Origin of the sequence: Aeromonas sp. MR7 (assembly GCF_963899385.1) — a bacterium.
GTDB classification, from domain to species: Bacteria; Pseudomonadota; Gammaproteobacteria; order Enterobacterales; family Aeromonadaceae; genus Aeromonas; species Aeromonas bestiarum.
Map to the genome: position 1 here is coordinate 393,493 of NZ_CAWQXH010000011.1, position 26,348 is coordinate 419,840.

General features: G+C 60.0%; 22 protein-coding genes, 1 other RNA gene and 3 pseudogenes. 10 read left to right on the plus strand and 16 right to left on the minus strand.

Annotated elements, in window-relative coordinates; translation table 11 throughout:
- Nucleotides 1–38 precede the first annotated feature (38 nt).
- The gene (locus tag AACW87_RS06800) at nt 39–1,241 is read left to right on the plus strand and encodes a MalY/PatB family protein (RefSeq protein WP_241324552.1); all 1,203 of its coding nucleotides are present in this window, start codon (nt 39–41) and stop codon (nt 1,239–1,241) included.
- A 25-nt stretch (nt 1,242–1,266) separates the two neighbouring features.
- Here the strand turns inward: AACW87_RS06800 and AACW87_RS06805 are convergent, their stop codons facing one another.
- From AACW87_RS06805 to AACW87_RS06815, 3 genes are all read right to left on the minus strand, one after another.
- On the minus strand, nt 1,267–2,055 hold the full coding sequence (locus tag AACW87_RS06805) for a hypothetical protein (protein WP_241324553.1): 789 nt from the start codon (nt 2,053–2,055) through the stop codon (nt 1,267–1,269).
- A 91-nt stretch (nt 2,056–2,146) separates the two neighbouring features.
- Nucleotides 2,147–2,434, minus strand: coding sequence for a hypothetical protein (locus AACW87_RS06810; protein ID WP_241324554.1), 288 nt, complete (start codon nt 2,432–2,434; stop codon nt 2,147–2,149).
- A 222-nt stretch (nt 2,435–2,656) separates the two neighbouring features.
- The gene (locus AACW87_RS06815; RefSeq protein WP_241324555.1) at nt 2,657–4,564 is read right to left on the minus strand and encodes a PTS fructose transporter subunit EIIC; all 1,908 of its coding nucleotides are present in this window, start codon (nt 4,562–4,564) and stop codon (nt 2,657–2,659) included.
- A 692-nt stretch (nt 4,565–5,256) separates the two neighbouring features.
- Between AACW87_RS06815 and AACW87_RS06820 the strand changes: the two genes are divergently transcribed.
- The gene (locus AACW87_RS06820; RefSeq protein ID WP_098984570.1) at nt 5,257–5,412 is read left to right on the plus strand and encodes a hypothetical protein; all 156 of its coding nucleotides are present in this window, start codon (nt 5,257–5,259) and stop codon (nt 5,410–5,412) included.
- A gap of 223 nt (nt 5,413–5,635) precedes the next feature.
- Here the strand turns inward: AACW87_RS06820 and manA are convergent, their stop codons facing one another.
- On the minus strand, nt 5,636–6,847 hold the full coding sequence (gene manA / locus AACW87_RS06825; RefSeq protein ID WP_241324556.1) for a mannose-6-phosphate isomerase, class I: 1,212 nt from the start codon (nt 6,845–6,847) through the stop codon (nt 5,636–5,638).
- Nucleotides 6,848–6,979: 132 nt separating this feature from the next.
- Between manA and AACW87_RS06830 the strand changes: the two genes are divergently transcribed.
- Together AACW87_RS06830 and icd are read left to right on the plus strand one after the other, a co-directional pair.
- Entirely contained in the window at nt 6,980–7,855 is an 876-nt protein-coding gene (locus tag AACW87_RS06830) for a helix-turn-helix transcriptional regulator (RefSeq protein WP_043134753.1), read from the plus strand.
- A gap of 201 nt (nt 7,856–8,056) precedes the next feature.
- Nucleotides 8,057–9,310, plus strand: a complete 1,254-nt coding sequence (gene icd / locus AACW87_RS06835; RefSeq protein WP_005312750.1) for an NADP-dependent isocitrate dehydrogenase — start codon at nt 8,057–8,059, stop codon at nt 9,308–9,310.
- An 85-nt stretch (nt 9,311–9,395) separates the two neighbouring features.
- On the opposite strand, the gene AACW87_RS06840 is transcribed toward icd, so the two are convergent.
- The 3 genes from AACW87_RS06840 to dsdX form a co-directional block, all read right to left on the minus strand.
- Nucleotides 9,396–9,572 carry a hypothetical protein gene (locus AACW87_RS06840; protein WP_005328937.1) on the minus strand — a complete coding sequence of 59 codons (177 nt, stop codon included), beginning with the start codon at nt 9,570–9,572 and terminating at the stop codon, nt 9,396–9,398.
- A 340-nt stretch (nt 9,573–9,912) separates the two neighbouring features.
- A complete protein-coding gene (locus AACW87_RS06845) occupies nt 9,913–11,244 on the minus strand; it encodes a D-serine ammonia-lyase (protein WP_241324557.1) in 1,332 nt (443 codons plus the stop codon).
- A gap of 16 nt (nt 11,245–11,260) precedes the next feature.
- Nucleotides 11,261–12,598 carry a D-serine transporter DsdX gene (dsdX, locus tag AACW87_RS06850; RefSeq protein ID WP_103471988.1) on the minus strand — a complete coding sequence of 446 codons (1,338 nt, stop codon included), beginning with the start codon at nt 12,596–12,598 and terminating at the stop codon, nt 11,261–11,263.
- 226 nt (nt 12,599–12,824) lie between these two features.
- On the opposite strand from dsdX, the gene dsdC reads away from it, so the two are divergent.
- Nucleotides 12,825–13,769, plus strand: coding sequence for a DNA-binding transcriptional regulator DsdC (gene dsdC, locus AACW87_RS06855; protein ID WP_241324558.1), 945 nt, complete (start codon nt 12,825–12,827; stop codon nt 13,767–13,769).
- Between the two features lie 765 nt (nt 13,770–14,534).
- On the opposite strand, the pseudogene AACW87_RS22610 reads toward dsdC, so the two are convergent.
- Nucleotides 14,535–14,794 (minus strand): annotated as a pseudogene (locus tag AACW87_RS22610) (type I restriction-modification enzyme R subunit C-terminal domain-containing protein); the annotation flags it as partial.
- Nucleotides 14,795–15,058: 264 nt separating this feature from the next.
- Between AACW87_RS22610 and AACW87_RS06865 the strand changes: the two are divergent.
- Nucleotides 15,059–15,877 (plus strand): AraC family transcriptional regulator, encoded by an 819-nt coding sequence (locus AACW87_RS06865; protein ID WP_241324559.1) that lies wholly within the window; start codon nt 15,059–15,061, stop codon nt 15,875–15,877.
- Between the two features lie 30 nt (nt 15,878–15,907).
- Here the strand turns inward: AACW87_RS06865 and AACW87_RS06870 are convergent, their stop codons facing one another.
- Nucleotides 15,908–18,163 carry a M9 family metallopeptidase gene (locus AACW87_RS06870; protein WP_241324560.1) on the minus strand — a complete coding sequence of 752 codons (2,256 nt, stop codon included), beginning with the start codon at nt 18,161–18,163 and terminating at the stop codon, nt 15,908–15,910.
- A 446-nt stretch (nt 18,164–18,609) separates the two neighbouring features.
- Nucleotides 18,610–18,765 (minus strand): annotated as a pseudogene (locus tag AACW87_RS06875) (IS5/IS1182 family transposase); the annotation flags it as partial.
- Nucleotides 18,766–18,868: 103 nt separating this feature from the next.
- Here AACW87_RS06875 and AACW87_RS06880 point away from each other — a divergent pair.
- Nucleotides 18,869–19,438: pseudogene (locus tag AACW87_RS06880) on the plus strand (Tn3 family transposase); the annotation flags it as partial.
- A 270-nt stretch (nt 19,439–19,708) separates the two neighbouring features.
- Here AACW87_RS06880 and ssrA read toward each other — a convergent pair.
- Nucleotides 19,709–20,068: a transfer-messenger RNA gene (gene ssrA / locus AACW87_RS06885) on the minus strand.
- Between the two features lie 122 nt (nt 20,069–20,190).
- Nucleotides 20,191–20,679, minus strand: a complete 489-nt coding sequence (gene smpB, locus AACW87_RS06890; RefSeq protein ID WP_042036966.1) for an SsrA-binding protein SmpB — start codon at nt 20,677–20,679, stop codon at nt 20,191–20,193.
- A 157-nt stretch (nt 20,680–20,836) separates the two neighbouring features.
- Here smpB and AACW87_RS06895 point away from each other — a divergent pair, with 157 nt between their 5' ends.
- Nucleotides 20,837–21,271: an SRPBCC family protein gene (locus tag AACW87_RS06895; protein WP_042873080.1), complete on the plus strand. Its 435-nt coding sequence runs from the start codon at nt 20,837–20,839 to the stop codon at nt 21,269–21,271.
- Nucleotides 21,264–21,602, plus strand: coding sequence for an RnfH family protein (locus tag AACW87_RS06900; protein WP_241324561.1), 339 nt, complete (start codon nt 21,264–21,266; stop codon nt 21,600–21,602). Before AACW87_RS06895 ends, AACW87_RS06900 begins: the two co-directional genes overlap by 8 nt.
- Before the next feature lie 115 nt (nt 21,603–21,717).
- Here AACW87_RS06900 and AACW87_RS06905 read toward each other — a convergent pair whose 3' ends face one another.
- The 3 genes from AACW87_RS06905 to yiaY all read right to left on the minus strand — a co-directional run bounded on the left by AACW87_RS06905 (nt 21,718) and on the right by yiaY (nt 24,138).
- Entirely contained in the window at nt 21,718–22,353 is a 636-nt protein-coding gene (locus AACW87_RS06905; RefSeq protein WP_241324562.1) for an NAD-dependent epimerase/dehydratase family protein, read from the minus strand.
- 159 nt (nt 22,354–22,512) lie between these two features.
- Nucleotides 22,513–22,851 (minus strand): outer membrane protein assembly factor BamE, encoded by a 339-nt coding sequence (locus AACW87_RS06910; protein WP_011705347.1) that lies wholly within the window; start codon nt 22,849–22,851, stop codon nt 22,513–22,515.
- Between the two features lie 135 nt (nt 22,852–22,986).
- Nucleotides 22,987–24,138: an L-threonine dehydrogenase gene (gene yiaY / locus AACW87_RS06915; protein WP_241324563.1), complete on the minus strand. Its 1,152-nt coding sequence runs from the start codon at nt 24,136–24,138 to the stop codon at nt 22,987–22,989.
- 392 nt (nt 24,139–24,530) lie between these two features.
- Here yiaY and udp point away from each other — a divergent pair, with 392 nt between their 5' ends.
- Entirely contained in the window at nt 24,531–25,286 is a 756-nt protein-coding gene (gene udp, locus AACW87_RS06920; protein ID WP_043138232.1) for a uridine phosphorylase, read from the plus strand.
- Between the two features lie 150 nt (nt 25,287–25,436).
- Here the strand turns inward: udp and AACW87_RS06925 are convergent, their stop codons facing one another.
- Nucleotides 25,437–26,165 (minus strand): RluA family pseudouridine synthase, encoded by a 729-nt coding sequence (locus AACW87_RS06925; RefSeq protein WP_241324564.1) that lies wholly within the window; start codon nt 26,163–26,165, stop codon nt 25,437–25,439.
- Between the last annotated feature and the right edge of the window lie 183 nt (nt 26,166–26,348).

Below are 26,348 nucleotides of genomic sequence, written 5' to 3' on the forward strand. Positions count from 1 at the left end.
CTTGTTCATTCGTGCTTTTGCTGGCGAGAGAAAAAGAGATGTCCAACACAGAACCGTTTGATTTTGACCGCCTGGTCGATCGCCACGGCACCTACTGTACCCAGTGGGACTATGTGGCCGACCGCTTCGGCCACGCCGACCTGCTCCCCTTTACCATCTCCGACATGGATTTCGAGACAGCCCCCTGCATTCGCCAGACCCTGGCAACGCGCCTCGAGCACGGGGTCTTTGGCTACAGCCGCTGGAATCACGGCGACTTCAAGGGATCTGTCAGCGACTGGTTTGCCCGCCGCTACGGGGCCAAGCTCGACCCCGAGACTTTGGTCTACGGCCCCTCTGTCATCTATGTGATCGCCCAGCTGGTGAGCCTCTGGTCGGCCCCCGGCGAGGGTGTACTGGTACATACCCCGGCCTACGATGCCTTCGGCAATATGCTGACCGCCAGCGATCGGGTGCTGCTTCCCTGCCCGCTAATAAAGGCGCAGGGGAGTTACCAGATCGACTGGGCTTGCTTCGAGCAACAGGCCGCTCGCCCCGATTGCCGCATCCTGCTGCTGTGTAGCCCCCACAACCCCACAGGCCGGGTCTGGACGCGGGATGAGCTGAGCCGGATGGCCGCCATCTGCCAGCGCCACGGGGTCAAGGTGATCTCGGATGACATCCATATGGATATAAGCTTTTCCCCCTACCTGCCCTGGAGTGAGGTGGCGGTGGATGATGGCTGGGCGCTGGTCAGCTCGGGCTCGAAATCCTTCAATATCCCGGCCCTTGGCGGTGCCTACGCCTTTATCGTCAACGCGGATGCGCGGGCCGCCTATCTGCGGCGGCTCAAGGCGGCCCATGGCCTGTCATCGCCACCCATTCTCGGGGTGCTGGCCCATATCAGCGCCTATCGGGACGGCGGCGCCTGGCTCGACGCCCTGAAAGCTTATCTGCACGGCAACCTCGCCCAGGTGGCGGCGCGGCTCAACGCCGCCTTCCCCGCCATCGACTATCGGGTGCCCGAGGGGACCTATCTGGCCTGGATTGATCTGCGCGGCCTTGGCATCGACTCCACCGAGCGGATGGATGCGCTGCAAGCTTTGCTGGTGGAGAAGTACCGGGTTGCCATCATGCGCGGCGACACCTACGGCCCCGAAGGCAAAGGCTATCTTCGCCTCAATGTCGGCTGCCCGCGATCTAAGGTAGATACAGGCCTCGATGCCCTGATAGGCGCGCTGCAGGAGCTGCACGCCGGATAAAACAAGCCGCCTCTGGGCGGCTTGTTTATTTCGAGGCCGCCTTTTCAGGCTTGTAACGGGTCTGCTCTATCTGATCGAAGCGCAGGATCAGGGTATCGCCCCCCTTGAGGCGATAGGCGCAGTGAGAGCCGTTGCAGGCGATGCGGATATGGGGCTCATCCCCCAGCAGAGGAGACTGACTATGGGCCTCGGTAAGCGGCCACTTGCCTTGCTCTAACTGGTCTATCTGCTTTTTGGCAAAAGCTTCTCCCATCGGCTTGAGGTGTTCAGACGCCATGATGACCAACAAGGGAGGCACGACAAAAACAGCGAGTTTTAAAATAGAACTCTGCAACCAGAGCATGATGTTGAAGGTTAAGGGGGCTGGGTAGTTATTGGCGATTTTTCCTCCCTTTAGTACGAGAGGGCTTAGGACAAAGAAGCGGATAACCCACCAGGAGAGTGTCAGACGCCACCTCACGGCAAACAACATGGCAAAGAGAGCAAGAAAAAGCGTTCCTAGCGCAACGATTACTGGGACTACGTAGGGTAAAAGCAGCTGGATCAGCAGATAGAAACCGGTAAAAAGAGTGACATCTGCGGGTTGAGAGAACTCGGGATACTCCAGTCCGAATTGCCCCAGATAACCGTGGTAATAACGCATTCCCACAAAGTACACAGCCGCTGTCAGCAAGGGGATCAGAGCGCATAGAATACCGACGAATCCCAGCATGCCTCCTTTCTTTTCTTCCTCGTTTTTTGCCGCCCGCAGTTCTTGCAAATGTTTTTTAAGCCAGCGTCTGCGCAAGGTGTTCAGATCCAGATCTGGTGTCATCAAATCCCTTCGTGCTGTTTGGGTTTGGTTGTTATGAAGGTTAAGCCGTCAAGGGGGAGGCGTACAGTCATGGCATGGGGGCGGCATCCTGTCAGAGAATGGCGCGACTGCGAAACAGCACCTTGCCGCAGGCCAGGCAGGTGTGACGCAGGCGGTAATCCCCGGCGCCAGTCAGCGGCTGGAACAGCACCTTGTGGGAGCCGCAGGCACAGCAGCTGGCATTCTCGTCATCCTCGGTGGTGCACTCGGGATGCAGGCTGAGGTACTCGGGCAGGGTGGGCAATTTGTCCCAGTCTGGCTGGGTTACCGCGCGATTCTTGAGGATGATGCCGGCGGTCACCAGACCCGCCAGGGTGAGCAGTACGTCAGTCAATTCCATGAGCTTAAAGGCTCCGTCCGTGAGGGGCCGCAGGGCCGTGGGGCATGTGAAGGTGCATTATGGCGCCTATCCTATCGGGTCGCAGGCTGGGGGCGCTATCCCCGTCCGGGTAACGGCTAGCGGGTTGGTGCTTGGCTCCTGCCTGGCATTGAGAATCTATGGATGGAAATAAACGAAGGGGCCTTGGGCCCCTCCTGTTGCACATCAGATAAAGCGCCCTCGTCAGGCCACCTTGCTGCCCGGCTGGGTGCGGGCCAGCAGCCCTTCCGGGTTGTGGATGGCCTCCCTGGTCTTCACATCGATGACCTCGATATTGGCGAAGCGCTCCCGGTTCTTGATGGCCACATCGTGGGCCAGGATGACGCAGCGGGCGTTGGCCACGTCCTTGGCGCTGATGCGGTTGATGATGCCGTTGGCGCCTTGTGTCTCCACTTTCAGCTTGATCCCGGCCTTGGCGGCTGCCTTTTGCAGGCTCTTGGCGGCGAGGAAGGTGTGGGCCACGCCGGACGGGCAGGCGGTGATGGCGAGCACGTCCGCTTCCCCTTCCGCTTCGATGATCTGATAGCCGCTATCGTCGGCCGTCACTGTCTCATCTTCGGTCACCGGCTTTTTCAGCAGGTTGACGATAAGGGCCGTGGTCAGGGCGCCGAGCACGGTTCCCAGGATATAACCCATCTTGCCTTCCACCACCGGCAGCACTATCCAGCCGCCCCAGGGGGCATGGTTGATGCTGTGCATCATGAAGCCGGTGATGTTGCCGACGATCCCACCCGCGACGATTGCCGGAATGACCCGCACAGGATCGGCGGCGGCGAAGGGTATGGCCCCCTCGCTGATGCCGATCATGCCCATGATGGCGGCCGCCTTGCCCGCTTCACGCTCTTCCTTCTTGTAGCGACGCGGTGAGAGCAGGGTTGCCAGCGCCATGCCGAGCGGTGGCACGCAGATGGCGATGCCGACCCCGCCCATCAGCCAGGGCTGGGTGTTGACCTGGGTCTGGGCGAACAGGGTCGCCACCTTGTTGACCGGGCCGCCCATGTCAAAGGCGGTCATGCCACCCAGGATGGCGCCCAGCATCACCTTGCCGGAGCCCGCCATGCTGGAGAGCCAGTGGTTCATCCCCTCCATCATGGCGGCGATGGGCGCACCTATCACCCACATGACGATGCCGCACACCAGGAAGGTGCCGATCAGCGGATAGATGAAGATGGAGCCGAGCGAACTCATGGAGTCCGGTAGTTTTATGCGTTTGAGCTGATTGACGATAAGCCCGGCGATAAAGCCCACCAGGATGGCGCCGAGAAAACCTGTGTGGAACTGCTGCACCGCTATCCAGGAGCCGATCATGCCGGGCGCCAGCCCCGGTTTGTCCGCCATTGAGTAGGCGATGTAGCCGCCGAGCACGGCGGTAAACAGGGTGAGCCCCGCTATCCCCATGTCGGCCATGTCCTTGAGCACGCCCGCCTCGGGCACGGCGCCCTTGCCGCTCATCATCACCGACAGCGACAGCAGCACACCCCCTGCCACTATGAAGGGGATCATGTGGGAGGTGCCAAACAGCAGGTGCTGCTTGAGGGTGTTGAGCTGGGCCTTGATGCTGCGATCCTGGGGTTCAGGTGCACTGGCTCGCGGTTGAGCTGCTGCCTCGGCGCGCACCGGCGGCTTGCCGGCTAGGCCGACAGGCGCCGTGGCCGCCAGCAGCTTGAGCACCTCGGCCTTGTTGGTGGCCGCCTGCATCCGGGGGATAAAGCCGGGTTCCAGCAGCTTGGTGGAGAGCTCGGCCAGCACCTCGATATGGTGGTTGGCGCCGCCCGCCGGGGAGGCAATCATGAAGAACAGTTTGGAGGGCAGTCCATCTTCGGCGCCGTAGTCGATCCCCTGCCGGCTGATGCCGATGACGATGGCGGGCTGCAGCACGGCCTCGCTTTTGGCGTGGGGCAGGGCAACCCCCTGTTCAAAACCCGTGTTGTCGAGGTTTTCCCGCGCCCAGAGGTCGCGCACGAACTGATCCTGATTGCCTATCTTGCCGCAGGCGTTGAGCCGGGCGGCCAGTTCGACAAACAGTCCCTGCTTGTCGGTGGCTGCTATGTCGAGGCAGATCAGTCCTTCATCTATCAAGGTGGTGAGCATAGGTGTCTCCTGGCTCTGCGAGCCCTGGTGATATGAGTAACGAATGGAGCAAACGATTGACCTGCCTATTGTTTCTCCCAAGCCATGTCACCGAAATCGGATATATGTGCCCTTTACTGGATTTTTGTGTCAGTCCCCTCACCCTGTGAGCCGGTTCGCATTTTTGTTTATGCCATAGTATTGGCCAATGTTGAGTTAAAGCTGTTTAAAAACAGATGTTTGGGTTTGTCAGCCAAATGAGAATAAGGAGACGGCGGGACAGGATCCCCCTGAACCGGCAAGCATGGATGGAGATTTGTGCGCCCTTGTCACCTCTTGAAATGTGAGCCGCTTGGCAAAAGTGCGGCCCGGGAGCCAAAGTGCACATCAGCAAGGGGAGAGAGGCCGGCTTGGTCGAGCCGCGTGAAAAAAGTGTGCATAACCAGCGGCCCTCGATGATGGCGGTGAGAAAGTTGATGTGGTTGATTTCAATTTACTGATAATAAAAGGAAATTTATAATTTCATTACGCCGGGTTAGATGATTTCGTATGGTTTCATAAGAGGCTTTTAGCTGATTTTTAGATTAGCTTTTGCATAATCAATCGTTTATTTAGTTGGACAATCCAGGCGGGATCGGTGTCCAATCAGGGAGCAGGTTGGCCAACAGTGCCGTCAGCCAGTGTGTAACCCTATGATGTAAGGAGACATCCTGATGGAAAAACTTGACCAAGAGATCGACACCATGCGCCAGGAGTTTGAGTCACAAGGCCAGAAACAGGCCCACGACAAATGGCAAGCCAGGGTCGATGAACTGCAACGGGAACGGGAGCGTTCAGAAGCGTCCCAGCCGGAAGCGGCAGAACACTAGCCCGCCGACGGCCACTATCGTGATGGCTATCGGTCAAGCAGATAATAAAAACCCCCACGGCCTGCAAGGGAGGTGGGGATTTTTATTGGCCGGGCGATGGTGCCCTTGACGGTGTCATGCGGCGCAGACTGACGAACGAAGGCGCAGCCAGGGAACAACAAGGGCCATCAGTGATGGCCCTTGTTGGTTTATTCAGTCATTGAACCCGTGCCGGGTTCACGCCTTAGCAGCGGTTGCCGGCGCGGGCGACCCGGCCTTCGGCCAGCAGCTGGTAGTGGCCGGTGGCGGCGGGGACAAAGGCGGACTGGCCCTTCTCGAGGCGCAGCGTCTCGTCGCCCTGCTTGAGCGTCACAGTGCCATCGATGGCAAACAGGATCTCGGCGCTGGCGGTGGTGAGCTGGTGCTCGCCCGCCGGATAGACGCTGAAGGTGAAGTCCGGCACCGGCACGTCGAAGTGCTGCACCGCACCCTCTACGCGGGGGGCCAGCAGGATCTGGTCGTCCGGCTTGGGCAGGCAGCGAGTGCAGTCCAGCAGCTCTGCCACGTCTATGTATTTGGGGGTGAGACCCGCGCGCAGCACGTTGTCCGAGTTGGCCATGATCTCGAGGCCGGTGCCGCGCACATAGGCGTGGGGGGTGCAGGCATCGAGGAACATGGCCTGACCCGGTTGCAGGGTCACCACGTTCAAGAGCAGCGGCGAGAAGAGTCCCACATCCCCCGGGTACTGGGCGGCCAGGCTGGTGATCAGCGCAAAGGTCTCCTCATCCTGGTGCGCGGCGGCATAGGCCAGCAGGCCCGCCAGGGCGTCTTCCTTGCACGCACCTTGTAAAATCAGCAGCTGATGGAAGAAGTGCTGCAGGCCCGCTTCGTGCTGGTTGGCGGCAAGGGCCGCGACCAGATCGGCGATGGCCGCCAGCTTGACCCGCTCGAACAGCGCCAGTATGGCGGGAATGGCGCGAAAGCCGTTCATCGCCTGATAGGGGGTGAGGGCAAACACCAGCTCCGGCTTGTGATTGGGGTCTTTGTAGTTGCGATTGGCTGCCTTGGGGTCGATACCGGCGGCTTCTTCTTTGGCAAAGCCGGCTTCGGCCTGGGCCTTGCTCGGGTGTACCTGGATGGAGAGGGCCTTCTCGGCGCACAGCACCTTGAACAGGAACGGCAGGCTGCCGAAACGGGTGACGGTAGCCTCACCCAGCGCGGCGGCCGGGGCCGCGTCGATCACCGCCGAGAGCTTCTGGGCACTGCCCGCCAGCGTCACCTCTGAACAGCCGTTGGGGTGGGCGCCCATCCACAGCTCGGCCTGGGGTTTGCCCGCCGGATTTGAGATGCCAAACAGGGTGGTGAGGGCATCATGGCTGCCCCAGTCGTAACCTTGAATCGGATTTTGCATTAACAAAAAAGAGGGCAGAAAGGAGGACAGATCGCGACTGCTCATAAGGGACGCCTCATTTGGTGTGAAGAAAGTCGGGTGAAGAAAAGGGTGGCATTGCTGCTGCGGACCGGACTATAACATGGGCGGCCTTTGCCGCCGCAACCGCTTGCCTCTCTACTTTTGATCAGGATCAGCATGTCACTTATCTTCAGCCAACTGCTCGATGGCGCCCTTCATGAGCAGGCCCCCTTCGAGCAGATCTGGTTTGCCCAGGATCAGGGGGTGCCGCCCGGTTTCAGCTATCAGGTCAACTTTCCCCGCCTCGAACTGGTGTTCAGCGGCGAATACCTCAACCAGATCTGGGACAAGGAGCAGGGCTGCAAGGAGATAAGCGTGCTGCCTGGGCAGGCGCTCTACATACCTCCCAATGGCTGGAACAAGCCGCTGTGGACCACGGACTGCTCTGTGCTGAGCCTGCTGTTTGGCAAGCGCCAGCTGGGGTTCAGCCTGGTGAGCAAGCGGCGGGAAGACCCCGATTTTTTCGACGTGCAAAAGCACAGCATAATGGCGCGGGCGGGCCATGTGATCGAACACATACTGGCGGCGCTCAACGTGCTGACCGAGGATCCCGGCCGCTCCCCCACCGACAACCACTTGTTGCAGGCGCTGCTCACCAGTGCCCGCCAGCTGCTGGCGGAGTCCGCCGCCGAGCGGCCAAGAGGGGCGGACCTGTTTCACGGGATCTGCATCTATATCCAGGAGAATTTTCACCGCCCCATCACCCGCGACTCCATCGCCCACCGTTTCAACGTCTCGGCCAGCCATCTCTCCCATCTGTTTCGCGAGCAGGGCCACATGCGCCTGGCCGATTACATCAGCTGGGTGCGGATCGACAGGGCCAAGTTCATGCTGAAAAAGTACCGGTTTCGGCTGGAAGAAGTGGCGAGCCGCTGTGGTTACGGCGATGTGAACTATTTTTGCCGGGTGTTCAAGCAAAAGACCGGGCTGACCCCTTCCCAGTACCGCTCCCTGAGCCAGCCACAGGGGCAGGGCGAGGGGCTGGTGGGATAAGCAGGGATGCCGCTGGAACCTGCGTGAGTCAGGTGTTGGCGGGGCCGCTGTGGATCCGGGGCGGGCAGGCTGGACGCATTGTGATCCAGTACTCGACTATGGTCTGACATGCGTGCTCGCCATTTGATTATGAAAACGAATGGGCTAAGATGGCCGCGCGCAACTTACAGATTGATAACAAACGGAAGTTAGGAGATGCCGATGGAAAGCAAAGTAGTTATCCCGACCCAGGGCCAGAAAATCACAGTCGATGCCAACGGCAAGCTGCAGGTTCCCAACCATCCGATCATTCCGTTTATTGAAGGGGATGGCATAGGTGTGGACGTGACCCCGGCCATGTTGAATGTGGTCAATGCCGCGGTCGAGAAAGCCTACAAAGGCGAGCGCAAGATCGCCTGGATGGAGATCTATACCGGCGAGAAGTCGACTCATATCTATGGCGAAGGTGCCTGGCTGCCGGCCGAAACCCTGGATTTCATTCGTGAATACTGCGTGGCCATCAAGGGCCCGCTGACCACTCCGGTCGGTGGCGGTATTCGCTCCCTCAACGTGGCCCTGCGTCAGGAGCTGGATCTCTACATCTGCCTGCGCCCGGTCCGTTACTACGAAGGCACCCCGAGCCCGGTCAAGCGTCCTGACCTGACCGACATGGTGATCTTCCGCGAGAACGCCGAAGACATCTACGCCGGTATCGAGTGGAAGGCGGACAGCGATGAAGCCAAGAAGGTGATCGCCTTCCTGCAAAACGAGATGGGCGTTAAGAAAATTCGCTTCCCCGAGTCCTGCGGCATCGGCATCAAGCCCATGTCCAAGGCCGGTACCGAGCGTCTGGTGCGTGCCGCCATCGAGTATGCCATCGACAACGATCGCGACTCCGTGACCCTGGTGCACAAGGGCAACATCATGAAGTTCACCGAAGGTGCCTTCAAGGATTGGGGCTACGCCCTGGCCCAGAAAGAGTACGATGCCCAGCTCATCGACGGCGGCCCCTGGTGCTCCTTCAAGAACCCGAAGACCGGCAAGACCATCGTGGTCAAGGACGTCATCGCCGACGCCTTCCTGCAACAGATACTGCTGCGTCCGGCCGAGTACGACGTCATCGCCTGTATGAACCTCAACGGTGATTACATCTCCGACGCCCTGGCCGCCCAGGTGGGTGGCATCGGTATCGCCCCTGGCGCCAACATAGGTGACGGCGTGGCCCTGTTCGAGGCGACTCACGGCACCGCGCCCAAGTACGCCGGTCAGGACAAGGTCAACCCGGGTTCGCTGATCCTCTCCGCCGAGATGATGCTGCGCCACATGGGCTGGGTCGAAGCGGCCGATCTCATCATCAAGGGCATGGAAGCGGCCATCGCCAACAAGACCGTGACTTATGACTTCGAGCGACTGATGGAAGGCGCCACCCTGCGCTCCTGCTCCCAGTTCGCCCAAGACATGGTCGATCAGATGTAAGCGGTGAGACTGAATGCAAAACCGGCGCCATGAGCGCCGGTTTTTTTATGGGTGACAGGCCGCTGGCCTGAAGGTGCACCTGTGATCAGGTGGTCTTTTCCACGTGCTGTTGATAGAGCTGTTGCCACTTGCTGCTTTCGGCTTCATCGCCCTGCGTCTGCCAGAACTCGCAGATGGAGTTGGCGAGCTCGGATGCCATGGCGTGATCTCCATCGCGGCGACTCATCAGATATTGTCCCAGCCAGCTTTGATATTGTTTCATTGCCCGATCTCCTTATCTAAGGTGCCCTTGGTGGTTGCCCGTTTGGCAGACAAGCCTATCGACCGCTGCCAGACCTGACTCAACCAGGTCACTGTTTTCCTGCGCACCTCTGTTCGTTGTTATCGCCGGATTGGGTAGCGATCTCGCCGGATAACGGCGCTAACGGGGCGCAGATGTCAAAAAACGGTCCCTATCCTATCACAAAATAACCAACTTGGGGGGATTGGCGGCCGAAGGAGGAGAGGTGAGGTGCTCACGCTCAGGGCAAAGGGTGTGCCATCTTGCTGATCCATGAAGAGAAAAACCCGCCAGGGTGGCGGGTTTGTTGGGTGAAAAAAGATCAAATTTTAGCGGTGGCCAGGTATTTTTCCATCTCCTCGGCGGGCACCATGCCGCCGCCGGTGGCCCACACCAGGTGGGTGGTCTGTGCCATGTGTTGGGCAGTCAGACCACGCGATGCCTGCCACTCTCCATCGGCACTGACCCGCCACGGGCCCGGCATGCCGGCCAGCGCCGAGGGCTCCAGCCTGATCTGCTCATCTCGTGCCAGCAGCCCCAGCAGGTCATACATCTCCTGATCGCTCAGGGTGAAGAAGCCATCGAGCAGTCGCTCCATGGCGCGGCCGACGAAGCCGGAGGCGCGCCCCACCGCCAGACCGTCGGCGGCGGTGAGGTTGTCTATCCCCAGATCCTGCACCGAAATCTGATCGTGCAGGCCGGTGTGGACCCCGAGCAGCATGCAGGGGGAGTGGGTGGGTTCGGCAAACAAGCAGTGGACGTTATCCCCGAACGCGAGTTTCAGGCCAAAGGCCACGCCGCCCGGGCCGCCGCCGACACCGCAAGGCAGATAGACGAACAGCGGGTGCTCGGCATCCACCTTGATGCCCATCTCATCGAACTGCTTTTTCACCCGCTCGCCTGCTACCGAGTAGCCGAGGAACAGGGTGCGGGAGTTCTCGTCGTCGATGAAGAAGCAGCTGGGGTCGCGTTCGGCCTCCTTGCGACCCTGCTCCACCGCTACCCCGTAATCTTCGGCGTATTCCACGACTATGACCCCGTGTTCACGCAACTTGCGCTTCTTCCACTCCCGCGCATCGGCGGACATGTGGACTGTGACGGTGAAGCCGAGCTTGGCGCTCATGATGCCGATGGACATGCCGAGGTTGCCGGTCGAGCCCACGGCTATGCTGTACTGGCCGAAGAACTGGCGAAACTCGTCCGTGAACAGCTTGCGATAGTCATCTTCCTCGCAGAGCAACCCGGCCTTGATCGCCAGCCGTTCGGCATGGGTCAGCACCTCGTAGATGCCGCCGCGCGCCTTGATGGAGCCGGAGATGGGCAGATGGCTGTCTTTTTTCAGCAGCAACTTGCCGGTCACCTCGACGCCGTAGCGCGCATTGAGCGTTGCCTGCATGGCCGGGATGGCGGCGATCTCGGACTCCAGAATGCCCTTGCTGGCACGGGTCTCGGGGAAGGCTTCGCACATGTAGGGGGCGAAGCGGGCAAGCCGGGCGGAGGCATCCGCCACATCGCTGCCATCCAGCCCCACATGGGGCAGGCCAATCGCCAGCGTGCTGGCCTTGGGGTTGAACCAGGTCACGGGCTCGAGTGCGATCAGGGATTGCACCAGCGGGAATTGGGTAATGAGTTGTTGGACGTCGATGTTTTTCATGGGATGTCTCTGTCTTTTACACGATATAGGAGAGCAGGAAAGTACCGGCCAGCGCCATCAGGGAGGCGACAAAGGTGGCGGTAGTGTAGTACTTGAGCGTTTCGTTCAGGGTGGCGCCGCAATACTGCTTGACCAGCCAGAACAGGGAGTCGGTCACCATGGTGCAGCCGATGGCGCCGGATCCTATGGCGAGCGTCATGATCTCGGGGCTGATGTTCGGGTAGTGCACCATGATGGGGGAGACGATGGCGGTGGCACCCATCATGGCGACCGTGGCCGAGCCGACGGCGGCGTGCAGCACTATGGCCACCAGCCAGGCCAGCAGTATGGGGTGCATGTCCAGCTGGGAGAGGATGGTCGCCAGGCTGTCCCCCAGGCCGCTCGCCTTGAGCACGCCGTTGAAGGCACCGCCTGCCCCTATGATCAGCAGGATATTGGCGATGGAGGAGAAGCACTGTTCGGTCTGGTTTAGCAGCCCTTCCATCTTCATGTGCTGACGGATCCCCAGCACGTAGTAGGCGGTGAAGGCGGCGATGAACATGGCGGTGATGGGGTTGCCGATGAACTCCAGCAGGGTATAGAGACCGCTGGCGTGATCCATGTTGAGCTCGGCCACCGTCTTGGCCAGCATCAGCAGTATGGGCAGCAGCACGGTGAACAGCGAAGCGCTCAAGGTAGGGAGGCTTGCCTCGTCGCGCGCCTCTATATTCGCAAAGGCGGCGGGCACCTCCTTGAACGGTACCCGTTTACCGAGCAGCTTCAGAAACAGCGGGCCGCCCACCAGGGAGGCAAACAGCCCGACCGCGAGGCCATAGACGATGACGGAACCTATGTCGGCACCCAGCTGATTGGTGACGTAGAGCGCGGCCGGGTGGGGCGGCACTATGCAGTGCACGGCCATCAGGGCGGTGCAGAGCGGGATGGCCAGGGTCAGCAGCGAGGTTTTGGTCTTGCGGGCGATGGAGAAGGCCAGCGGAATGAGCAGCACGACTCCCACTTCGACAAACAACGTGATGCCGCACACCAGACCGACCAACACCATGATCACCTGAGGCGAGAGCCAGCGGCACTTTTGCAGGGCGAGACCGATGCGCTCCGCCGCCCCCGATACCTCCATCATCTTGCCGAGTATGGTGCCAAGGCCGATGACGGCGGCGAGGAAGCCCAGGGTGCCGCCTATGCCCTCTTCCATGGCGTTGACCATCTTGACCGGGTTCATCCCCATCATGGTGCCCACATAGAAGCTCGCCAGCAGCAAAGCCAAGAAAGGATGCACCTTGCCCTTCACTATGGTGAAGACAATCAGAATGATGCTAGTCAGCAAGGTACCGACGACCCACACTTCAGAATTCATACTGCGCCTCTATGTGTCATGAGTGATGATTAGGCGCCTATTGAATGAAAATGACGGGTGGCTGACAAATGATGAAAATGGCGTCTTGGGTGATCTGTGTTGATGCAAAGGTGCCACATCCATCACATTTATCGGATTTTATGGGATTTGGGTTGTTTGGTTGCATCCAAAGGCAGGTTTTCTGGCTATCATCTGTGCGTTTTTTGGGGGCGAAGAGGCGTGCCAAATGTATACCGAAGACAACTACGTATCGAGAAACAAACTGCTGAACGGTTATCAGCTCTCCAAGTTGCATACCTTCGAGGCGGCGGCCCGCCACAGCTCGTTTGCCCTGGCGGCGGATGAGCTGGCGCTCAGCCCGAGTGCGGTGAGCCACAGGATCAGTGCGCTGGAAGAGGAGCTCGGTTTCAAGCTGTTCCAGCGCTTTCACCGAAAGGTGATGCTGACCGCAGAGGGGCAAAGAGTCTTCTGGGCGCTCAAGTCCTCGCTCGAGTTCATCAACCAGGAGATCCTGGAGATCAGGCATCAGGAACTGTCCGGTTCCCTGACCGTCTACTCCCGCCCCTCCATCGCCCAGTGTTGGCTGGTGCCCAGACTCGCGGATTTTTCTCGCCTGCATCCCCAGATCGATCTCAACGTCATGACAGGCAACGAGAACATCAATCTGCACGGCTATGGCATAGACCTGACTATCTATTTCGATGACAAGACCCCGGAGCGGCTCGCCATCCACCCGCTGATGGATGAGTACATGGTGCCGGTTTGCAGCCCCGAATATGCCGAGCAGCATGGGTTGCGGGACAATCCAGACCACTTGTCTCACTGTCGTCTGCTGCACGACAGGCAGGCCTGGGGCCATGACTCGGACAGCGACGAGTGGAGCAGCTGGGCCCGCCAGTGCGGCATCTCCCTCGACGCCTGCCAGTCGAACATGGGGTTCGATCGCTCCGATCTCGCCATTATCGCCGCCATGAACCACGCCGGGGTCGCCATGGGCCGCAAGAACTTGGTGAGCAAGCGGCTGGCCAGAAATGAGCTGGTTGCCCCCTTCCCTGGCATGGAGGTGCGCTGCGAGCAGCGTTACTACATAGCGACCTTGCCCAACCGTCAGTGCCCCAAGATCCAGGCCTTTGTCGACTGGGTCTGTGCCCAGGCAAAGGAGACGCAATGAGCGAGGGCCAAGCGCCGTGTTATTCCTCGTCTGGCGTGCAGGATGGAGGGTGAACACCCGGCAAAAAGCGGTACAGGTGGCAGGCGCGGCGCCGAAGAGCGGGGAATTCGTCTGACATCCGAGCGAGTTAGCAGAATGCACCGTCAGTAAAGGCTCAATCGTTCGACATAGGATGGAAACCGGATTCAAATACAAAGGGCCACTTCTTGCGAAGTGGCCCTTTCCAATGCTGGGGGAGTCTGCATCAATAACTCATGCTATTGATTTTAAATGACTTAATTGTGCCTGTTATGGTGGTGGTGTTGCTGTTGCTGTTGCTGTTACTGGTGAATAAGCCACCGCACATTTTGCCATTGAGGCGTACCTGTCTACCCCGCGGAAAAGCCAGCCAGGTTGCCGGCTACTTCGAGCACTCGCGACGTACTTCTCGGGATGCGGGTTCAAATCCCTATGACCCGGATCCCACGATTCATACTCAGCGTGTGGCTCTTCGCGTTTTCACAGGGCTGCGCAATTGCGCATTTTCCAAGCCTCTCACTCCCTCCCCAAGCCTTGCCACGCCTCTAACATCCAATATTGGGCTATCCGTTGGGTTTCGTTTTTACGCAGTTCGTAGTGCGCTGTGCCAGTGATGGTCATACAGAACCCGTTCGACCATGGAGCAATTGCGAATGGGCACGATTGAGATGACTTGATACAGGCCACTTGGGGGAGCGACTCATAGTCGTAACTTGGCCACAGATATGCTGTTGAGCAAAGCATGTGCTTTTTGACATTGTCGGCCCGCTCGCGGCGGGTCAGCGGTGGCTGATCGTATACCACATGGCAGATAAGGTCGAACGGGTCGAGATCTTGGCTCACTTCGGCGCTTAGGACTTCCCACAGTACTCCAGCCCGGGCATGATGGCCTGCTTGCGCTCAACGGCCTACCAGCAGCGTCTAGTGAAGGCATCAAGGGTGGCACACTCCTTGAGCAGGGTCTTACGGGTGTCATCCTTGAATGACTCGGTCACCAGTTTGCCATCGGTACTGGCCTGACGCTTACTGCCAAGCCCGTGATGTTGAGCCCCTTGGGTGGATCTTGCCGCCGGCCCTTGGCCTTGCCGGGTCAGGCGAAGGCGTGGTCGGGCCCGTTCGGGCCGTAGGGTAGATTGCTATGCCACAGAGCGTGGATGACGGTGGCAACTGAGTGTGCGAGCCGGATATGGCACAGGGCGGAACAGCCCATACCGGAGGCTGCTACACTGGCGGAAGAGATTCGTACGGACACACCAACAAGGAAGTTGATGATGAGAGAGACTCCCAGCGCCCTCGCGGCGTGGCTGCCCCCCCAACCCCCCAGTCCGGGGCATCTGCGCGCCGATCTGGATTCCTGGCGGCAGCAGTTTTTTCGGGCACTGCCCGACGCGCGGTGCCTCGAGGCCTTGTTCGATCGGGCCCCGGACATTGTCTTCTCCATCAAGGACAGGGCTGGCCGCTATGTGAGCATCAGCGAGGCCTGTACTGAGCGTTGTGGCCTGGCGAGCCGGCATGACGCCATCGGCAAGACGGCCCACGAGATCTTTCCGCCCCACATGGCAGCGCGCTACCAGGCCCAGGACGATCGTCTGTTTGGCACCGGTGAGCCCGTAGTGGACAATCTCGATCTGACCCTGTTTAACGATCGCAGCCCCGGTTGGTGCCTGACCAACAAGGAGCCGCTGCGCGATGCCGGTGGCGCCATTGTAGGCCTGGTATGCATGTCACGCGATCTGCACGAGCCGAGCCGGGTCGGCTTCATCGACGATCGCTTCGTCGAGGCGGTCGATCACATTCTGACTCATTATCCCACCCCCTTGCGCATTGAATCGTTGGCAAGACGGGCCGGGGTATCAGTCGCCCAGTTTGAGCGGCGCATGAGGCGGATCTTCCAGCTCTCCGCCGGTCAGTTCATCACCAAGACTCGCATCGACATCGCGATCAACTGGCTAAAGGGCAGTGATATGGCCATCGCCGACATCGCATTGCGGTGCGGTTTTTGCGATCAGAGCGCCCTGTCGCGGCAGTTTCGAGCCCTGACAGGCCTGTCTCCACGCCAGTACCGGCAGTTGCTGCGCCGGGGGAATTGACGCGCCGCCGGTGCGGCGCGTCGTACCCACCTATTGAGCCAACCCCACACTGAGGCTCAGATCCCGGTAAGGTGCACCGGCGTCCACCGCTATGTGGTAGTAGGTGCCGCCCTCGGGGGCCTGGATGGTGACTGCCTCATCGTTACCGCCATTGGCCGAGCCCTGATCGTAGCTGTCCCGGTTCGGCCAGCCCTGGTGCATGACATAGAGGTTGGCGTCGCCACTGCCACCTCGGGTCTGCACCGTCAGCCGTGTTGTCCCCTGGGGCACGAAGACGTAGAAGTAGCGGATGTCGTCCGACGCGATACCGGTGCGGGCACAGGTCGCGTCGATGACCTGATCGTCGGGATAGCCGCAGTCCGGTTCGGGCGGCTGGCCGGCCGTAGTGGCCGTCTGCACCCAGGCGGCGAAGTCGTCGTCATAGGCCAGCTCCTGCATGGTCGACCAGTAGCCGTCATAGTCGTCGGCGCGAAATCTGGTCACGGTATCGTCCACCCTGTCCCTGTGGTGTTCGAACATGTAGCGCACCGCCATATAGCCCCAGCGGTAGGCGCGGGTCCCATAGTCGTTCATGTCATAGGTGTTGCCGAAGATGGTCGACAGGGGATAGGTGCCGGCCTGGGCCGCCTCGATCGCCTTGGCGTTGTCGTTGCCAAGGGACAGATACTCGGCGAGACCTTCTATCCACCAGACGGTGGGCTGGCTGATGGCTCGGGCGAAATCGCCGGCCATGTTGAAACGGCCATCCAGATAGTGCACATACTCGTGTTCCAGGTTCCACACCGAGAACCGGGGGCGTAGCCAGGAAGCCTCGTGGGCGATGAAACGCGCCTGGTTGCCGGGTTGGTCGGGATCCCCTTCCAGATACATGCCGCCGTTGTCGGTGGCGATGCCGTAGATGACGCCAGCATAGCGGCTGTAGTTGGCGTAGTCGTCGAACACCACCACCTCCAGCGCGTCGTTGACGTCGCCCGGCAGTGGCCGGTTCTGGGTCTTCAGCATGCGGTGGAAATATTGCTCCTCGTTAGCCAAGGCGGCGCAGCTCTCGGTCAGTTGCTGCTCTGTCATATCCTGGGCTCGGATACGCAGGGTCGACCCGCACTCGTGGCGGATCGGCAGCACTATGTCGGCCAGCCGCTGCTCGAAGTCACAGGTGCCGTACTCGGCGCAGCGGGCATTGTCATAGTATTTCACGGCACTGGCGGCCACTAACCAGAGATCGGCGCCGGGACCATCCAGACTGTTCTTTGCTAGGATCTGCTCGATCCTGGCCCGCGACGCGGCGAAGTGGGCCGGATACTGCATGTAGCGCAGGGCCTCGTTCAGGCTGTCGGTGAGCTGGTAGGCGTAGCTGGTGCCGAGCAGAGCGGCCTGGTTGCCCTGCACGAAGGCGAACAGGGCCTCGGCGTAGCTGCCGTCTTGTTCGGCCAGGGCGTGCCCCTCAGCGCGGTAATGGGACATGAACAGGACGGTCAGCAGGCCGGTGTAACCCGACCCCACCTCCCAGTGCTTGAGGGCATCGGCGGCATTCGGCTGTCCGTCTCGATTGGTGAAGCGAGCGATGAGGGGCTTGAGGCGCGGCAGGTAATAGGCCTCATCACGGAGATTGGTCATCAGGGTGAAGCTCTCCCCGATCGTGCTGCCCGCGTCCGGATTGGGGATGAACAGGGCCGGGTTGTCCAGCAGCCGATCGAGGCCGACCCGGATCGCGTCGCGTACAGTAAGCGGTGGCTCCGGATAGAGATCGCGGGCGATGGCATTGTAATAGCCGGCGCGCAGATAGAGCACCAGATTGGCGAGGCCACGGCCGCTGCCCTGATAGTCGGCGGCGCGTGCCTGCAACCGTTCGGCCACCGCCAGCAGGTTGGCGGTGTCATAGATGCGGGCGCCGTCGTCCGCCGTGAGAGAGAAGAGGCCATAGGTGCACGACACCTCGGGCAGGCCCTCCAGATAGTCAGCCAGGGCAGCACCGGATTTGTCGAGGAAGCCGGCCGGATCGCGACAATCGCCCCCCTCGGCCAGCAGGCTCTGGGCCTGAGCGCGCCAGTCGGGCTCTCGGTCGCGCTGGACGTGGGGATCTTGCGCCAGCTCGGGGGCGGCGGGCGGCGGCAGCAGGCGGTGCAGCCGCGGCGCCGGCAGGGTAGCGAGGGACTGGCCGTGCTCGGCGCCGGCCAGATCTGCCGGCACCATGGCGGGCGAGGGCAGGGAGATGGGGGCCTCGGTGGCGGCCAAGGCGGTGGCCCAGCCAGCCAACAATAGACACGCCAAGGGTTTTAGTGCAAGCATAGGACTCTCCATGGTTGAGGTAGATGCCCGTGCCGGTGTAGTCACGCCGCTGGCGCCTCCCTGCGCCGGTCCGGGACACCTAATGTGGCAGAGAGTCCCCCTGCCCGTATTGGCATATCCCTGCGCCTTGACGGCGCAATTTGCCAAAAACGCTTCGCCCGGGCATGCCTTCGCCATCTGGTATGGGCAGGTAGCACCCCCTCATTGGGATCCGCAGATGCGGGAAGATTTGGGCGCCCTTCACCATCAGGAAATAACATGGACAGGCATTGTTCATAACAGAGCTACCAAACCTATCTCCCAGTTCAACTTGATGCGCACCATTAGCCTGGCAATGCATCGTTTTGCACCACAAGATGAGACTCGATACGGTTTGGGTGAGAAAAGGCGCGAGGGATTCCCTTGGGGGGGGGGGGGGGGGATTCGAGTGAGAACATCTAGGGCCGCTAACAAAACCGCTCAACAAAGCGCAGGCAGATAACGGCACAAGCCAGCGTCAGCAAGGCGAGATGGATATTCAACCATCGCTCGAAACGAATTTGTGGCTTGCCAAAACAGGCTAGCCAACCAGGAGTTCACTCTACGACCCAGCGGCTGCCGCCAGCTCACAGCTCCCTTGCTCATGAACCTCTCAGCCCACGCCCTTGCGGCTGTAAATGTCCTCAATCAGATGGAGGTAGTAATACTGACCCCGTATCCCAGCAGATAGAGTCCTTGCTGCCCAGCGTGGATCTCACTGAGCTGTTGCTGGAGATAAATGCTCATACCGGCTTCGCCAACGAATTTACTCATGTCAGCGAATCCAATGTCTGAGCCGAGGAGTTGGTTGTCAGTATCTGCGCAGTGTTGCTGGCGGAGGCCTGCAACATCGGATTGGAGCCGCGGCTCAAGCACCAGGTACCCGCATTGACCCGGCACCGTTTGAGCTGGGTCAAGCAGAATTACCTGCGTGCAGAGACGTTGATGAAGGCCAATACCAAACTGGTGGACTACCCATCCGCATTACCCCTGGCAGGGAAGTGGGGTGGCGAGGTGGCTTCTGCCGATGGCATGTGGTTTGTCACCCCCATCCGTACCATCAATGCCGGGCCGAACCGTAAATACTTTGGCTCCGGCCGTGGCATTACCTAGTACAACTTTGTCTCGGACCAGTTCTCAGGCTTTCATGGCATCGCCGTCCCTGGAATATTGCGTGATGCCATCTTTCTACTGGAAGCTCTGTTAGAGCAGCAAACCGGTCTGAACCAGGTGGAGATCATGACCGATACCGCAGGTAGGTAAAGTCCGTCACCGTCACCCAGGCGGTATTCCTTGGTTTCAGGCTTGGCGCTTCTCAGCTTTGAGTCGGTCAGCTTGTCTTTGCTCACAGCACATTCCCCGAGTAGTCACACCCAAACCGGTGTTACAAAACCAATGTGACCGTGGAAGTTACTCTTATGGATGGATTTATATGAACCCCGATGAATTCTACGGACAACAAAAAACCCGCAAAGCCTTACGCTGTGCAGGTTTTTGTACTTCTTCGTTCCCGGCCGGAACATTATTTGGTGGAGCTGGGGGGATTTGAACCCCCGTCCAAAATTACTACATCCTCGGTACTACATGCTTAGTCACTCTTTACATTCGCCAACCCGCTGCGGAGAGACACGCCACGAATTGACTAGCTCGATTGGTTTTAATGCTTCCGCCCCGAGCAGGACTTCCACACGATCCTGTGAAGGATGACCTTCCGATTCCCTAGGACACAGGCAAGCTAGGGTAGAAGGGCTCAGCGCAGGTTATTAAGCTGCGAGTGCGTAGTTTTCGTCGTTTGCGACTATTTTTTTGCGGTTTGTTAACGAGGCCTACCGCACCTCGGCATGCACCTTGGGTTTCGTGAATCTTGTCGAATCCAGAATCAGCCCCAAGTTGTCAAAGCCGATTGTACGCAAAAATCCTGTCATGGCAAGGCGTTGATGGCAATCGACCGGCCTAGGCCGGTCGATTGCTGGTTTATTGGACGCCGCACGGCTGCATGCGGCGCACAATCAGCCGCGATGCTTGTTCTTCATGATGCGGGCTTTCTCCCTATCCCATTCGCGGGCCTTGGTGTCTTCCCGTTTGTCGTGTTCTTTCTTGCCTTTGACCAGACCGATCTCGACCTTGACCCAGCACTCTTTCCAGTAGAGCGCCAGCGGCACTATGGTGTAACCCTGACGGGCGGTCAGGCTCTCCAGCTTGTCGAGTTCACGGCGGCTCAGCAGGAGCTTGCGGGTGCGGGTCGGATCACACACCACGTGGCTGGAGGCGGCGTTCAGTGGCAGGAAAGTGGAGCCGAACAGGAAGGCTTCGCCCTGCAAGAAGATGACATAGGCTTCGCTGATGTTGGCCTTGCCCGCCCGCAGGGATTTGACTTCCCACCCTTGCAGGGACAGACCGGCTTCCACGCGCTCTTCGATGAAGTACTCGTGACGGGCGGTTCTGTTGAGTGCAATGGTGCTGGACCCGGCTTTGTTTTTACTGTTCTTTTTGCTCATGACGGGCGCCTTTGGCAATGATTAGGAAGGCGCATTATACGTGGGTGGCGGCGGCTGTAAAACGCGCAACTGCTCGAGTGGCGGCTTTGTGAGCGGTTTTGGGGATGATCTTGGCTGACAAGGTGATAAAATCGGCCTGATTGGATGAGGAAAGCCCATGCCCCGTATTACTCGCAGTGCCCTGGTGATGTTCAGCGCAGAACAAATGTTCAGGCTGGTCAATGATGTTCACGCTTATCCGGAGTTTCTGCCCGGTTGTGTCGGCAGCCGTGTCCACGAGACAGGCGATGATTATATGACTGCCTCGGTCGATGTGGCCAAGGCGGGGATTGCCAAGACGTTTACCACCCGCAACCTGCTCGATGCCAACCGGCAGATCAAGATGGAGCTGGTGGAGGGACCTTTCAGCAAGCTGGCCGGCTGGTGGACCTTTACGCCGCTGGATGTGGATGCCTGCAAGGTCGAATTCGACCTCGATTTTGAGTTCACCTCCAAGCTGATCGAGCTGGCGTTTGGCCAGATTTTCCGCGATCTAGTGGGCTCCATGGTGCTCGCCTTCTCCAACCGCGCCAAGGTGGTGTACGGTGTCTGATCTGCTCAATATCGAAGTCGTGTATGCCCTGCCCGAGCGCCAGACTGTGCTGCGCATCCGGGTTGCTCCCGCCACCAGCGTGCTGGCTGCCATCGAGCAGTCCGGCATAGTGCAGAAGCACCCGGAGATCGATCTGGCGGTCAACAAGTTCGGCATCTACAGCCGGCCGGTCAAGGGGACCGAACTGCTGCAGGACGGGGATCGGATCGAGATCTACCGCCCGCTCATCGCCGATCCGAAAGAGATGCGCAAGAAGCGGGCCGAGAAGGCCAAGGAGGAGGGGCGTGCCGATGTGGTGACCGGCGGCCGGCCCAATGCCAACCGCAAGTGAGGGGACACAGAGCCGGCCTGATGCCGCACTCTGGAATAAAAAAGGCGCCTTGGCGCCTTTTTTGATCTGCTTTTCTGTTGAGCCGCCGCCAGCTCGCTTCAGCGGCAAAGCGCTGTCACATCCCGTGCAGCCGCTCGTTTTCCACCACCTCGACGCCACTCTCCTGCTGGCCGAGCACTATCATGGCATGGGCTACCTGGTTGGCCTCGATGGCGCGCCAGCGGTGCAACTTGCCAACCAGCAGGGGGCGCAGCAACGGATAGACAGCCTGGAAACACTGCTCCGACAGGCGCGGTGGCTGGCGATTGCCGAGCAGCATGGCGGGACGCACTATGGCGAGCCTTGGCCAGGCTTGCGCCAGCAATGCCTGTTCCATCTGCCCCTTGGTGCGGGGATAGAGGGCCGGCGAGCCTGGGTTGGCCCCCAGACTCGAGACGACGATCAGACGTTGGCAGCCGTGGCGGCGAGCGAGTGCCGCGAAGGCCAGCACATAGTCGTGATCGACCCGGCGAAACGCCTCGTCGGACCCCGCCTGTTTGCGGGTGGTACCTAGGCAGCAGAAGGCGATGTCGATGGGGCCGGGCAGCGAAACCTCGTCGAGGCGTTCGAAGTCGGCCGGCAGCCAGTGATGTTGGGGCCGGGGATCACCTGCCTTGCGACAGAGCAGGGTCAGCGAGTGGACGGGGTCGAGCTGACGGAGCAGCTCCCGGCCGATCAGCCCGCTGGCCCCGGCGATCAGGATCTGGCTCATGCGTGCCTCCCAAGTTCAACGAGGGCCGCCAAGGTCTTGCCAGCGAGTCGTCCGTGGGTATGGGGATTCTTGGGCTGGTGCATGGAGGCTTCCTCGCTAAGATGGGATGGCGGTGGCCAAATAAAACAAAACCGGCGCGGGCCGGTTTTGTGAATGCGATCAGAGCGGGGTGTGGAAGGCCGCTGGCAACGGGAAGTCGCCGGTGACCGTGGCTAATCTGTCGTTGGCGAAGGTCAGGGTGAGCTCCTTGCGCTCCTTCTCGCCGCGACCCGGCTGGAATTCATAGAGGTAATACCAGGTGTTCGGGTCAAAACCATCGCGCAGCATGGCGGAACCCAGCACGAACTCGACCTGTTCGCGGGTCATGCCCTGGCGCAGTTTGTCGACCTGTTTTTGTTCCACATAGTTGCCCTGGGGAATATCGATGCGATAGACCAGGCTGCAACCGGACAGGGTGAGGGCGGTCAGGGCCGCGGCAATCAGGTGTTTCATCCGCATATCGAGTTCAGATCATCCATTCAAGTCTTTTTAAGCTCGGCAAATCATACCGGCTCCCTCTGCGGAAGTAAAAAGCCATTGATCCATCAGCCAATAAAAAGGGCCGCCATGCGACCCTTTCTGCCTGGTGGCGGTTTACATGGCTGCGCGGAAGATGGCGACTATCTCGTCGTGGCTCGCCTGTTTCGGGTTGGTGAAGCCGCAGGCATCTTTCAGGGCGTTGCTGGCCAGGATGTCGAAGTCGTCGGCCTTGACGCCGAGCTGCTCCAGACCGGCCGGGATCTTCACGTCCAGCGCCAGCTGCTTGATGGCAGCGATGGCGGCGGCGGCGCCCTGCTCGTCGTTCATGGCGGTCACGTCGACACCCATATGGCGGGCCACCTCTTTCAGGCGGGCGGCACTCACCTGAGCGTTGTAGGCCTGAACGTGGGGCAGCAGCACGGCGTTGCACACCCCGTGGGGCAGGTCATAAAAGCCCCCCAGCTGGTGGGCCATGGCATGCACATAACCCAGGCTTGCGTTGTTGAAGGCCATGCCGGCCAGGAACTGGGCGTAGGCCATCTGCTCGCGGGCGTGCAGGTCATCGCCCTGGTTGACGGCGGTACGCAGGTGCCTGGCGATGAGCTGGATGGCCATGATGGCGCTGGCATCGGTCACCGGGGTGGCGATGGTGGAGACATAAGCCTCTATGGCGTGGGTCAGGGCATCCATGCCGGTGGCGGCGGTGAGGCCGGCCGGCTTGGCCAGCATCAGCTCGGGATCGTTGACCGACATCAGCGGGGTGACGTGCTTGTCTATGATGGCCATCTTCACCTGGCGGGCCTCGTCTGTGATGATGCAAAAACGTGTCATCTCGGAGGCGGTGCCGGCTGTGGTGTTGATGGCGATGAGCGGCAGCTGCGGCTTGGCGGAGCGATCCACCCCTTCGTAATCCTGGATGCTGCCGCCGTTGGCGGCCACCAGGGCTATGCCCTTGGCGCAGTCATGGGGCGAGCCGCCCCCCAGCGAGATGACGCAGTCGCAGCCGTTGGCCTTGATCATCCCCAGACCCGCTTCGACGTTGGTCATGGTGGGGTTGGGCCGGGTTTCATCGAAAACCACGCTTTCAATGCCACGTTCTGCCAAGAGGGTGGTGAGCCTGGCGACCACGCCGATCTGGCCCAGGATCTTGTCGGTGACGATCAGCGCCTTGCGATAGCCATAACCCTTGATATCGGCTGCCGCTTCTTGCAGGCAGCCAGCTCCCATCAGGTTGATTGCGGGAATGTAGAACTTGAATGTCGCCATGATGGACTCCGTATTATTAGCCATTAAGTGGTATACGGGCGCCAACATAGCATCGTCAGTGGGGATGAAAAGGGGTCAAGGGTATCCTGTTTGCAACTTTATGGACTCGATCACGTACCGATAAACCGGGGCGTGACAGGGATTGACAAGGCCGGAGACCACTCCTTTGGAAGAAAAACGTTTTTCAAGAAATTCATCAAGTTAGCAAACGTTTTGCACGGGATTTGTCACTGTCAATGCGTGGAAGTGTGAGGAGCTTCAAGGAATTGGAAAGCGCTTTCGACCATAGTTGGCGCCTCCCCAGAGAGGGGGGTAAAGGCTTGAAAGTATCATAAAGAATCATCTTAACTTGCGCCCTGACCATGCTGGCAGGGGGCAACCAGGAGTCCACTATGTCTGATGTATTTCACTTGGGTTTGAAGAAAGCGGATCTGCAAGGCGCCACCTTGGCGATCGTCCCCGGTGACCCCGAGCGTGTAAAGCGTATCGCAGAGCTGTTGGATAACCCGGTGCACCTGGCCAGCCATCGTGAGTTCACTACCTGGCGCGGCGAGATGGACGGCAAGGCCGTGATCATCTGCTCTACCGGTATCGGTGGCCCGTCCACCTCCATCGCGGTAGAAGAGCTGGCCCAGCTGGGCATCCGCACCTTCCTGCGTATCGGCACCACTGGCGCCATCCAGCCGCACCTGAACGTGGGCGACGTGATCGTCACTACCGGTTCCGTGCGCCTCGACGGTGCCAGCCTGCACTTCGCGCCGATGGAGTTCCCGGCCGTAGCCGACTTCGACTGCACCACTGCGTTGGTCAACACCGCCAAAGAGATGGGCTCCAAGCTGCACATCGGTGTGACTGCCTCTTCCGATACCTTCTACCCAGGTCAGGAGCGTTACGACACCGTATCCGGCCGCGTAGTGAGCCGTTTCCAGGGTTCCATGAAAGAGTGGCAAGCCATGGGCGTGCTGAACTATGAGATGGAATCTGCCACCCTGCTGACCATGTGCACCAGCCAGGGCCTGCGTGCAGGTATGGTAGCCGGCGTTATCGTCAACCGTACCCAGCAGGAAATCCCGAACGCCGAAACCATGGCGAGAACCGAATCTGATGCCATCAAGATCGTGCTGGGCGCCGCCCGCAAGCTGATCTGATAGCCACACCGAGTGGGGGGTGGGGGCCGTTGCGAAAGCACGGCCCCTATCTTTTATCTGCCGTTTGCCCCGTTTTTCCCCTGTTGCGCCTCTGTTCCCTCTGTTGTTCCCTTCGCCTGTTATCACACCACAGCTTGATGCCACGTCTCGCTAGAAGGGGCTGGCACATCTGACCGCCATCGGTTCACCGCTCACCGGATGCCGCAAATCCAGCTCGCTGGCATGCAGCATCAGCCGCGGCGCCTGCTCTGTGCCTGGCAACGCAAGACCGCCGTAGAGATCGCAGCCGAGTATGGGGTGGCCCAGCAGCTGGCTGTGGATCCGCAGCTGATGGGTACGGCCGGTTTCCGGCACCAGCCGCACGCGCGTTAATGGTACGGCCTGACCTTGCATCTGCTGCGCCAGCCGCTCAATGACCCGATAGCGGGAGCGGGCGGGCTTGCCGCTGGCGGCGCAGATGGTCATCAGCGGGAAGAGAGCCGGATCCTTGGCGATGGAGGCATCGATCACCCCCTCATCGTCGACCAGATGGCCGCACAGCAGGGCGCTGTAGGCCTTGCTTACCGCCCGCTGGCTGAACTGGTGACACAGCCGGGCGTTGATGGCCTTGTTTCTGGCCACCACCATGATGCCAGAAGTGCCAAAATCGAGGCGGTGCACCAGGGTGCAGCCGGGATAGTCCTGCACCAGCCGGTAATGGGCCGAGTCGAGGTTCTGCGGGTTCTTGCCCGACAGGCTGAGCAGGCCGCTCGGCTTGTTGATCAGCAACAGGTGCTCATCCTCAAACAGGATCTCGATGGCAGCCTCGCAGGGCGGGGCGATGAAGGTATCGACGATGACGGACATAGGGCACACGGGCTGGAAACGGGGGACGATCATACTCGAACCGGCTGCGCGGGGCGAATCGGCTGCTTGCGCCGTGTGATGAGAGGGGGGTCATTCGTTCAACAGCTTGATAACGCAATGGTTTGAAATGCGAGAAGGGCGCCGTTTTGTGACCCCTTCCCGAGTTCATCCGGGGCTTGCTTGTTAAGGTATGGCTCCCTGTCATGTTGTAAGGAG